9 protein-coding genes are annotated in these 11042 nt (G+C 65.9%); 4 read left to right on the top strand and 5 right to left on the bottom strand.

Annotated features, from left to right (window positions below):
* Positions 1-41: 41 nt before the first annotated feature.
* The 4 genes from trkA to hflX all read left to right on the top strand — a co-directional run bounded on the left by trkA (position 42) and on the right by hflX (position 4744).
* Complete coding sequence (gene trkA, locus BCY78_RS02185) at positions 42-1418, top strand: Trk system potassium transporter TrkA (RefSeq protein ID WP_068297150.1); 1377 nt, start codon at positions 42-44, stop codon at positions 1416-1418.
* 1 nt (position 1419) lies between these two features.
* The gene (locus tag BCY78_RS02180) at positions 1420-2913 is read left to right on the top strand and encodes a potassium transporter TrkG (RefSeq protein ID WP_068297147.1); all 1494 of its coding nucleotides are present in this window, start codon (positions 1420-1422) and stop codon (positions 2911-2913) included.
* A 173-nt stretch (positions 2914-3086) separates the two neighbouring features.
* Complete coding sequence (gene hfq, locus BCY78_RS02175; protein WP_068297142.1) at positions 3087-3320, top strand: RNA chaperone Hfq; 234 nt, start codon at positions 3087-3089, stop codon at positions 3318-3320.
* A 47-nt stretch (positions 3321-3367) separates the two neighbouring features.
* Positions 3368-4744, top strand: a complete 1377-nt coding sequence (gene hflX, locus BCY78_RS02170) for a GTPase HflX (RefSeq protein WP_083194768.1) — start codon at positions 3368-3370, stop codon at positions 4742-4744.
* Positions 4745-4792: 48 nt separating this feature from the next.
* Here hflX and BCY78_RS02165 read toward each other — a convergent pair whose 3' ends face one another.
* The 5 genes from BCY78_RS02165 to BCY78_RS02145 all read right to left on the bottom strand — a co-directional run bounded on the left by BCY78_RS02165 (position 4793) and on the right by BCY78_RS02145 (position 10862).
* Positions 4793-5896 (bottom strand): flagellar motor switch protein FliG, encoded by a 1104-nt coding sequence (locus tag BCY78_RS02165; protein ID WP_233499329.1) that lies wholly within the window; start codon positions 5894-5896, stop codon positions 4793-4795.
* A 354-nt stretch (positions 5897-6250) separates the two neighbouring features.
* Complete coding sequence (gene ispG / locus BCY78_RS02160) at positions 6251-7384, bottom strand: flavodoxin-dependent (E)-4-hydroxy-3-methylbut-2-enyl-diphosphate synthase (RefSeq protein ID WP_068297139.1); 1134 nt, start codon at positions 7382-7384, stop codon at positions 6251-6253.
* Between the two features lie 131 nt (positions 7385-7515).
* Positions 7516-8757 carry a helix-turn-helix domain-containing protein gene (locus tag BCY78_RS02155; RefSeq protein ID WP_068297136.1) on the bottom strand — a complete coding sequence of 414 codons (1242 nt, stop codon included), beginning with the start codon at positions 8755-8757 and terminating at the stop codon, positions 7516-7518.
* Positions 8758-8908: 151 nt separating this feature from the next.
* A complete protein-coding gene (gene hemA, locus BCY78_RS02150) occupies positions 8909-10138 on the bottom strand; it encodes a 5-aminolevulinate synthase (RefSeq protein ID WP_068297132.1) in 1230 nt (409 codons plus the stop codon).
* Positions 10139-10283: 145 nt separating this feature from the next.
* Positions 10284-10862 carry a hypothetical protein gene (locus BCY78_RS02145; RefSeq protein ID WP_068297130.1) on the bottom strand — a complete coding sequence of 193 codons (579 nt, stop codon included), beginning with the start codon at positions 10860-10862 and terminating at the stop codon, positions 10284-10286.
* Positions 10863-11042 lie beyond the last annotated feature (180 nt).

Raw genomic sequence — 11042 nt, 5'->3', positions numbered from 1 at the left:
ATCGACTTCCTTCTGACGCCAGCGCGGTGGAGAGCTAATCGATGAAGATCATCATCTGCGGCGCGGGCCAGGTGGGCTGGCAGATCGCCCGTCACCTCTCGGGTGAATCGAACGACGTCTCCATCGTCGACAACAACCCGGCGCTGGTGCGCCGCGCGACCGATGCGCTGGAAGTGCAGGGGGTTGTGGGCTTCGCGTCGCATCCCGATGTGCTGGAACAAGCCGGCGCGCGCGAAGCCGACATGATCATCGCCGCGACCTATTCCGACGAGGTCAACATGGTCACCTGTCAGGTGGCCCATTCGGTCTTCAACGTCACCCGCAAGATCGCCCGTCTGCGCGCCCAGACCTATCTGGCACCGGTCTATTCCGACCTGTTCCGCCGCGATCACATGCCCATCGACGTGGTGATCAACCCCGAACACGAGGTCTCGCGCGCGGCCCTGCGGCGCTTTGCGGCGCCCTCGACCTTCGATGTGCAGGATTTCATCGACGGCAAGGTGCGGCTGGCGGGGATCTCGCTCGACGACGAATGCCCGGTGCTGAACACGCCGTTGCGGCAGCTGACCGAACTGTTCTCCAGCCTGCGCGCCATCGTCGTGGGCGTGCGCCGGTCGGGCAAGCTGTTCGCACCTGAACCCGGCGATCAGCTGTTCGAGGGCGATCAGATCTACGTCGTCGCGGAAAGCTCGGATCTGGCGCGCACCTTGGCGATCTTCGGCAAGCCGCAGGCCAAGCAGGAGCGGATCGTCATCGTCGGCGCCGGCAACGTGGGCCTTGGTGTCGCGCGGGCGTTGGAAACCCAGCGCGAGCGTGTCCGCGTCAAGGTGATCGAGCGCGACCGCGTCCGGGCCGAGACGGCTGCCGACCAGCTGGAGCGGACCATCGTGCTGCATGGCGACGGCATGGACAGCGAGCTTCTGTCCGAGGCCGCCATCGACAGCGCCGATGCGCTGCTGGCCGTCACCGATGACGACAAGACCAACCTGCTGGCCTGTGTGCGCGCCAAGGCGATGGGCTGCAAGATGACCATCGCGCTGGTCAACGATCCCTCGCTGGTGCCGCTGATGGACCACCTCGGGGTCGATGCGCATATCAACCCGCGCGCCACGACCGTGTCGTCGATCCTGCGCCATGTGCGCCATGGCCGCGTGCGCTCGATCTATACGATCGGCGATGGTGAGGCCGAGGTGATCGAGGCGCAGGTGCTGTCGACCTCGCCGCTGGCCGGGCGCAAGATCGGCCAGATCGGCTTCCCGGAAGGGGCGCTGGTCGGCGCGGTGATGAAGAAGGGCGAGTTCGTGAAGCCCACCTCGACCACCGAACTGGCCGAGGGCGATATTCTGGTGATCTTCGCGCTGCGCAACGATGTGCCGGTGATCGAGCGGCTGCTACAAGTGGCCGTGGAGTATTTCTGACATGCCCGAGCGCCTGTCCCGGGTGCCGCCCCTCGTTGCCCTGATCGGCCTCGCGGGGGCGCTGATGCTGGTGCCGGCGTTGAAGGCGGCGCTGGACGGCAACGAGGATCTGGCGCGCACCTTCTTCTATTGGGGCCTGCTCAGCGGGTTGCTGGCGGGGTTCGTCGCCATCGCCTCGGCCGGGCAGATCCGCCGAGGGCCACCGACCGGGCCGTTCCCCTTGCTGGCCTCGATCTATCTGCTGTTGCCGGCCGTGATGGCGCTTCCGCTGGCCGAGGCCACGCCGAATATGCGCTTCATCGATGCCTGGTTCGAGATGATCTCGGCCTTCACCACCACCGGCGCCTCGCTGTTCGACCTGCCGCGTCGGGTGCCGCAGGCCATCCACCTGTGGCGCGGTATGGCCGGCTGGCTGGGCGGGGCCTTCATCCTTGCTGCCGCGACGGCCCTGCTGGCGCCCCTGCGCCTCGGTGGCTTCGAGATGATCCGCCGAACGCCCATCGCCATCACCCGCGCCGGGCCGGGAGCGGGGCATGGCCTGCGGCTGCGGGCCCATGCCGTGGTGATCCTGCCCGCCTATGCCGGCCTGACGTTGGCCCTGTGGGTGCTGCTGACGCTAATGGGCGTGCCCGGTTTCGACGCGCTGATGCAGGCGATGGCGACGCTGTCGACCTCGGGCGTGTTGCCGCGTGAGACTCTGGGCAATGTGGGCCTCGGCGCCGAGGTGGCGATTTTCGGCTTCCTCTGCGTGGCACTCAGCCGCCGGTTTCTGCCCGGCCACGGCGCCCGCGCCCGTCCGCTCTACCGCGATCCAGAGCTGATCACGGCGGTCGTGTTGATCACGATGGTGACCCTCTTCGTCGTCGCCCGCCATTGGGCCGGCGCTTTCGAGGCGCGCGAGGGCGAGAACCTGCCCGCCATTGGCCGCACCGCTTGGGGCGCGGCCTTCACCGCGCTGTCGTTCCTGACTACCACGGGCTTCGTCAATCAGGACTGGATCGCCGCCCGCGCCTGGTCCGGGCTGACCCCGCCGGGGCTGGTCCTGATGTCGGTGGCGCTGCTTGGCGGTGGCGTGGCGACGACGGCGGGGGGCATCAAACTGCTGCGTCTCTATTCGCTGGGCCGCCTCAGCCGGTTCGAGCTGATGCGCATGATCTACCCCTCGATGGTGGTCGGCGGAAATGAATACGACCGCTTCCTCGCAACCTCGGCCGCGCGGTCGGCCTGGCTGTTCGCGATGGTCTTCGCGCTGACCTCGGTGGTGATCGTGGCGCTGCTGCTGTTCAGCGGCATGAGCCTTGAGACCGCGATGATCTTCGCCATGGCTGCGCTGACGAACACCGGCCAGCTGACGCAGGTGGCGGGGGATCAGCCGCTCTATTGGGTGCTGCTCGGCGATCCCGCGCGAGGCGTGCTGGCAGGCGCGATGATTCTCGGCCGGTTGGAAATCCTCGTGCTGTTGGCCGCGATCCTCGACCGTTCCCGGAGAACGTGACGCGACGTTTCCGCAACCGCCCGTCGCACGGGCAATTTTTCGCCCGGTAATGCGCTGAAAAGGCGAGTTTTTGGGCTGGAAACTTATGCAATCCCCCTCCATACTCGGCCCTCAGGGGGAGACTGCGACAGCTCCGACGGCTGCGTGGGCCAAGAACAAGAAGGCAAAGACAAATGGCCACAGACAAACAGAATTTGCAGGACGCCTTTCTGAACCACGTTCGCAAGAACAAGGTTCCTGTAACGATTTTTCTCATCAACGGTGTGAAGCTTCTGGGCGTGATCACCTGGTTCGACAATTTCTGCGTGCTGCTGCGTCGCGAAGGTCAGAGCCAGCTGGTGTACAAGCACGCCATCTCGACCATCATGCCGGGCCAGCCGATCTCGCTGTATAATGGCGAGGATTGATTGGCGCCTGAAAGCCGGTCTCTATCGTGAACATTGACGCGACGGATATGGGGGGCGCCACGCGCAAAGCCCCCCAGCGAGCGCTTGTGATCCATCCCGACATCCGTGGCCGTCAGGCCGCGCGCAGCGCCGAGGCCGCTTTGGCCGAAGCGCTGTCCTTGGCCGTGGCGCTGCCCGGTATCGAGGTCGTCGGCGGCGTGGTGGTCAAGCTGCCCAAGGCACAGCCGGGGCGGCTGTTCGGCTCGGGCAAGGTGGAAGAGCTGAAGGAACGGATTGAGGAAGACGAGATCGAGCTGGTGCTCATCGACGGCCCGGTCACGCCCGTTCAGCAGCGCAACCTCGAGAAGGACTGGGGCGTCAAGCTTCTGGACCGCACGGGGTTGATCCTTGAGATTTTCGCCGACCGCGCCCGCACCCGAGAGGGTGTGTTGCAGGTCGAGCTGGCCGCGCTGAGTTATCAGCGCACGCGACTGGTCCGGGCCTGGACCCACCTTGAGCGTCAGCGCGGGGGCCTCGGCTTCGTCGGCGGTCCCGGTGAGACGCAGATCGAGGCCGACCGCCGCGCCATCGATGAGCAGATGGTGCGCCTGCGCCGTCAGCTGGACAAGGTGGTGAAAACGCGCGAGCTGCACCGTGCGGCCCGTCGCCGTGTGCCCTATCCGGTGATCGCGCTGGTGGGCTACACGAACGCCGGAAAATCAACGCTGTTCAATCACTTGACCGGCGCGGATGTGCTGGCCAAGGACATGCTTTTCGCGACGCTGGACCCGACGATGCGGGCCGTGGTCTTGCCGGGCGGGCTGTCGGTGATCCTGTCGGATACGGTGGGCTTCATCTCGGACCTGCCGACGCAGTTGGTCGCCGCCTTCCGCGCCACGCTGGAAGAGGTGCTGGAAGCGGACCTGATCCTGCATGTGCGCGACATCGCCCATCCCGAGACGGAAGCCCAGGCCGACGATGTCGAGACGATCCTGCGCGATCTTGGTGTCGGCAAGGATGTCCCGCGGCTGGAGCTGTGGAACAAGATCGACCTCTTGCCCGACGATGACGGCCAGCGCACGGTTGCGCAGCGGCGCGAGGGGGTGATTGCCGCCTCGGCCCTGACCGGCGAGGGGCTGCCCGAGCTGATCGAGGCCATGGGCCGCGCCATGGGCGACGAGCGCCGGATCGAAACGGTGGTGATCGACCACGGCGAGGGCAAGGCGCGGGCCTGGGCCTATGCCGAGGGGATCGTGCAAGGGGAAGAAGGGCTGGACGAGGGGCTTGCGCTGACCATGTCGTGGTCGCCGCGCCAAAAGCGCCGCTTCGAGTCGCTGCTGACCGCGCAACCGGACGCGGAGGACGACGCCTTGCTGGAGGACGACGATGACACGGACTCGTCCGGCGGCTGGGACCCTTTGGCCCGGGACGACCGGAAATCGTGATTGCAAATGAGGAAGGGCGCCGCGTTGGCGCCCTTTGTCGTTGGGGGGTTATTCTTCCTCGTCCGCTTCGACGAGAGAGATCTCGCCGGCCTCGACAAGGTTGCGCACGGCTTGAATGACGGCACCGAACGCGGCCTCCGCCTCCTTGCCCTTGATGCGACCACGGGTCTCGACCTCGTCGCGCAGGGTGGCAGCCATCCGCTGGGACATGTTGGCCAGAAGGAAATTGGCGCTGATGCCGTCGGGGCTGTCCGGCGCATGAAGGCTGGCGGCGAGGGCGGTGATCAGGTCGCTCTGCGGCAGCTCGCGCAGGATCTTCGGCACGTCGCGAGGGTTCACACGCTCGGCCACGTTGCCGAAGGTGAAGATCGCTTTGCGCACATTCTCGGCGAAATCGGCGTCTTCTTCCTCGAGGCTGGTCAGCACCGATTCGCGGATCGGTGTGGTCGAGTTGTTCAGGATCGCACCGACACGCTGTGCCGGGGCCGAGGAGAAGTACTTGGCCGGACGGCCGTCGATCTCTCGCGCGATGGACTGGCCGATGCGCGTGACCATCTCCGGCGCGATGCCTTCGGTCAGCGACACGCCATAGGCCACGCGGCGCGCGCGGTCGCCCGGCATCTTCGCGAGCAATTCCGCCGCCTTGCCGACCGGCAGCTTCGACAGCACGACCGAGGCAACCTCGGCGCTCTCGGGCTCAAGCACCGACAGCAGGGTCGGCACATCGGTTTGCGAGATCCGCTCCCACGGGTCGGACCCGGCGCGGGCCTTACGCTGCAAGGCGGTGCTGGCACCGGGGCTGAGGCGACCATCCATGGCTTTCAGCGCGCCGCGAAGGCCCGCCGGGAAGCTGAGGCCGACCTGTTCCATCGTCTCGACGAACTCGCCGATCACGGCGCTGAGCGTGTCGCGATCGACAAGACGCATCTCGCCGATGGTTTCGGTCAAGGCGGTTTGCAGATCGTCGGGCAGCGACGAGATCTTCAGGTCAGCGCCTTCGGCCAACAGCAGCCGCACGACGATCGCCGCTTTCTGGCGGCCGGTCAGCGCAGGGATCTTCCGGCCCGACGGCGCATGCGCATGCATCGGCTCATCGAAGGCCATCGGGGTCGAGGCGGACGGGAAAGCGAGGGGGGCAAGGTCCTGGGGCATGGGCGAATCCATCGTGGTGCGAAGCTCAGAATGCCCGATGCAGGGTTAACCGGCGGTTATTAGCCGGAAAAAATTCATCCCTTCTTCAGGATCATGCAAAGCCTGACACGATCCCTGCCGAAAGAATTGGCGTTGCTTGATCCACATCAAGGTTTGCAGCGGGAAAGCGGCGTAGAACCGTGGCTGAAGGGTCGGGCCGATGTCCACACTTCATCTCCCGTTTCCGGGCACACCTCCCTGTGCCCCGGTTGACTAAGCCGCCGCGAGACCTCCCTCTCGCGGCGATTTTTTTGTCCGGCGGATACGAAAACGGCGCCCCGAGGGACGCCGTATCCATGGATATCATCGCGGCAATCAGCCGCCGACGGCTTCCTCTGCCTTCGTGGCGGCATCCAGTTCCGCCGCCCGTTTTTCGACCAGTTCGACGATGTGGTCGATCATCCGGTCGTTGGACATTTTGTGGTCCTGCTTGCCGGCCATATAGACCATGCCAGATCCCGCGCCGCCGCCGGTGAAGCCGATATCGGTCATCAGCGCCTCGCCGGGGCCGTTCACCACGCAGCCAATGATCGACAGCGACATCGGCGTCTTGATGTGGGACAGCCGGTCCTCGAGGATCTCGACGGTCTTGATCACGTCGAAGCCCTGCCGCGCGCAGGAGGGGCAGGAGATGATCTGCACGCCGCGTGTGCGCAGGCCCAGCGATTTCAGGATCTCGTAGCCGACCTTCACCTCCTGCACCGGATCGGCGGACAGGGAGACGCGGATCGTGTCGCCGATGCCCGACCACAGCAGGTTGCCCAGACCGATCGCGGATTTCACCGTGCCGGCGACGAAGCCGCCAGCCTCGGTGATGCCGAGGTGGATGGGCGCGTCGGTGGCGTCTGCGAGCTGCTGATAGGCGGCGGCGGCAAGGAACACATCCGAGGCCTTCACCGAGATCTTGAACTCGTGGAAATCGTTGTCCTGCAGGATCTTGATATGGTCGAGACCGCTCTCGACCATCGCATCGGGGCAGGGCTCGCCGTATTTGTCGAGCAGATGCTTCTCCAGTGAGCCGGCATTGACGCCGATGCGGATCGAGCAGCCGTGGTCCTTGGCGGCCTTGATCACCTCGCGCACGCGGTCGGCCGAGCCGATGTTGCCCGGGTTGATGCGCAGGCAGGCGGCGCCGGCCTCGGCGGCCTCGATGGCACGCTTGTAGTGGAAATGGATGTCAGCGACGATCGGCACCGGGCTCTCACGCACGATCTCGCGCAGGGCGCCGGTCGAGGATTCGTCGGGCGTCGAGACGCGAACGATATCGGCCCCGGCCTCGGCGGCGGCGATCACCTGTGCCAGCGTCGCCTTCACATCCGAGCTGTCGGTGTTGGTCATCGTCTGCACCGAGATCGGCGCATCGCCCCCGACCGGCACGCGGCCGACCATGATCTGGCGCGATTTGCGACGTTCAATGTTGCGCCAGGGGCGGATCGGGTTCAGGGACATGGGCCGGGTTCCTCGATCGGAGACAGTCCTGCAGGACATAAGTGAGGGCGCAGCGAGGGGCAATGCGCCAAACGAAAAAGGCCCGCCCGGATGGTCAATCGGGGCGGGCCTTGGGCAATCACGTTTCCGCGTTACTCGCGCAGTTGGGCGACGTAGACGGCGAGGTCCTCGTCGCGGCCAAGATCGGCGACCTGGAAGCTGGTCTGCAGCGCCTGGGCATCGAGGGCCACGTTGCGCACGACCTGTGCGCCGGGGGCGGCGGGACCATAGGCCTGACCGTTGATCAGGAAGTAGACCGAGCCCGAGTTGCCGGCATGAAGGGTCGGCGGCTCTTCGGTCTGCGGGATGGTGTAGCGCTCCCCGGCGTCCAGAATACGCTCGAAGATGACCGAGCCATCGGCGCCACGCACGCGCAGCCACGACGGGCGGACGGCCAGCAGCTCGACAGTGTCGGGCCCGGCGCCCAGAACCTGCGGCGCGGTCGGGTCCGTGGTCTGGTCAGCAGAGGCGAGGCTCAACGCCTGCATCACCGCGTCATCCGTCGCAGCGGCCTGCGCGGTCGCGACAGGGTTCACGGCCTCGGGGACGATGGCGGCGATGGGGCCGTCACGCGGCACGATGACCGGAACCTCCAGCGCCGGGGCGCGGGCAATGCGGACGCGGCCTTCGGCACCCGTGCCCTCACCGGTAACGGCGGTGGCGCTGTCCTCACGGCGGGTGGTACCGACGCCGGCCAGCGGGTCGGTGTCATTGGCGGCCAGCGACGAGCCGGGCGTGCGCATCTCGGGCGCCAGCGGATTGATGTCCGAGGCGACGTTCGGGACGATATCGGCAGGTGCGACGGTCACGCGCTGCACTTCCTGCAACACGGTCCAGCCGGCATAGCCCAGCCCCAGAATCAGCGCGAGCAGCACGCTGACAGAGCCCAGCGCACCGGGTTCGATCCGGCGCCAGAAGGGATCGGGATCGGGCAGGAGGCCCACGCCCTTCAGGGCACCGGGACGACCCTCGATCGGCTGGCTGCGCGACGGGCGGGCTGCAGCTTGCGAGCCGGCCATGCCATGCGCGACTTGGAAGCCGTGCTCCGAGCAGAAGCGCTCATAGACCCATTCGGGTTCCATGCCGAGGTAACGGGCGTAGGACCTGACGAAACCGGCAATGAAGCTGGGGGTTTCGAAGGCTTCGAGATCTCCATTCTCGATCGCGGCGATATAGGCCGCCCGAATGTGGAGTTCTCGTTGCACGTCCAGAAGCGACTTGCCCAGTGTCGCACGCTCACCGCGCAGCACATCGCCCAGACGGAGTTCGAAATCATCGAACCCGCGTGGACCTTCCTCGTGCTGCGCTGGAGGCTGTTCCTTGCGCCAGATCATCTGCCCTATGTCCCTTGACCGCCTGCTCGTTACGGGTCGCTTTTCCCGAGGGCCCGACCGCACCGGGATGTGTACGGTCGAGTCGCTTCGTAACGACCTCTTGAACACAGGTTTAACAGATCACCGAAAGCATTTGAAGCTAAAGGCGTTGTCAGGCCGACATCTCGGCGCGATTCAGCGCACAATGCGACCACAACTTGTCCATCGCCTTCACAAGTGCGTCGATTTCCTTCGGATCGTGCACCGGCGAGGGGGTGAAGCGCAGGCGCTCGGTCCCGCGGGGCACGGTCGGGAAGTTGATCGGCTGGACGTAGACGCCGTGATCTTCCAGCAGCATGTCCGACAGCATCTTGCAGTGCACCGGGTTGCCGACATGCACCGGCACGATATGCGAGCCATGGTCAATGATCGGCATGCCGAGGCCCTTCAGGCGCATCTTCAGGATCCGTGCGTGCAGCTGCTGCTTGTCGCGCAGCTCTTGCCCGGCGGCGGTCTTGAGGAAGGCGATCGAGGCCGTGCAGCCCGCGGCCACGGCCGGCGGGATCGAGGTGGTGAAGATGAAGCCCGGCGCGTAAGACCGCACAGCGTCAACCATTTTCGCCGATGCCGCGATATAGCCGCCCATCACGCCGAAGGCCTTGGCCATCGTCGCGTTGATGATGTCGATGCGGTGCATCAGCCCGTCACGCTCGGCCACGCCGGCGCCGCGCGGGCCGTACATGCCGACCGCGTGGACCTCGTCGATATAGGTCAGCGCGTTGAACTCGTCCGCCAGATCGCAGATCGCCTCGATCGGGCCGAAATCGCCGTCCATCGAATAGATCGATTCGAAGGCGATCAGCTTCGGCGCGGCGGGATCGTCGGCTTCCAGCAGCTCGCGCAGATGGGCGACGTCGTTGTGGCGGAAGATGCGCTTGGCACCGCCGTTGCGGCGCACGCCTTCGATCATCGAGGCGTGGTTCAGCGCGTCGGAATAGATAATCAGGCCGGGGAACAGCTTGGGCAGGGTGCTCAGCGTCGCGTCATTGGCGATATAGGCCGAGGTGAAGATCAGCGCCGCTTCCTTGCCATGCAGGTCGGCAATCTCGGCTTCCAGGCGCTTGTGATACACCGTGGTGCCCGAGATGTTGCGCGTCCCGCCCGAGCCGGCGCCGGTGGCATCGATCGCTTCGTGCATGGCTTCCAGCACGACGGGGTGCTGACCCATACCGAGGTAGTCGTTGCCGCACCAGACGGTGATGTCCTTCGTCGAGCCATCCTTCCGCGTCCACACGGCGTGGGGGAAGTGACCCTTCTTGCGCTCGATGTCGATGAAGGTCCGGTAACGGCCTTCGTCATGCAGGCGCTGGAGGGCGGCGTCGAGGGCGGTGTCGTAGGTCAAGGGTCTTCTCCTGGCGTCCCGCTGGGCTCTCAAGGGCGTCCCAGCTCAAAAGCTGGGCGTTCTTTGCATGTTTGAATGCGATGAAAACATGATTTAGATCAATTCAAAAAAGTGTCGCACCCCCGCGGGCAGGCCTGTTTTTTCGTCAATCTGCGATCACGACGCTACAATCGGAAACCCCGGCATCGCCCTGACAGGCCCGAACGGCGGCTGTCGCGGCCTCGGCCCCGGTGCCGATTCCCCACACGCCCGAGCTGGGCGAAATCGCCAGCGCGCGCGGCCCCGAGGCGCCGGCATAGCCGTCCTGGAAGCCCGTGGTCGCATCCGCCGAGAGCATCAGCGCGCGCTCCGACCAGCCCGAAGGGCGGACTTCCAGCGCCAGCGTACAGGCGGTGCCGCCATTGCGACGCTCGTTGCAGGTGGCCAGCGCAGCATCGCGCGCCGCCTGCGGCGAGTGGTAATTCGCTGCCATAACGGTGGGTTCCGCGATGATCCCGGCATCCGGCGCATAGGCAACGGCGGCATAATAGCGCTGGGTGCGTGCGACCATCAGCAGCGTCGCGCGTTCCTGTTCGGCAAGCGCCGACAGGTCGTAACTGGCGACTTCGACCGCATCGGCCGGGTAGAGCTGCACCTGTGCCTCGGCCCCGGTCACGGGATCGGCGAAGGCGGGCGCGGCGGCCAGAACGGCCAGCACAGAGAGGGTCGTCGAACGCAGGATCATCGGGCGCTCCTTGGGATCAGATGTTGTTTTCTGAATACCCGGTTTCTTGGGCGATTGCAGCCCCTTGTCCGGCGTTTTGCGTTCACACTTTCCCTTGATCGGCGCTTGACGCGACGGCGGCCTGCGCCGCGCCCGCAGGGCATTCGGCCGCCGGCTGGACTTCGCGTCGGGGCCGGGTCT

Origin of the sequence: Pararhodobacter sp. CCB-MM2, from assembly GCF_001691415.1 — a bacterium.
Lineage (GTDB): Bacteria > Pseudomonadota > Alphaproteobacteria > Rhodobacterales > Rhodobacteraceae > Pararhodobacter.
This window is presented reverse-complemented; position numbering and strand designations above follow the sequence as displayed.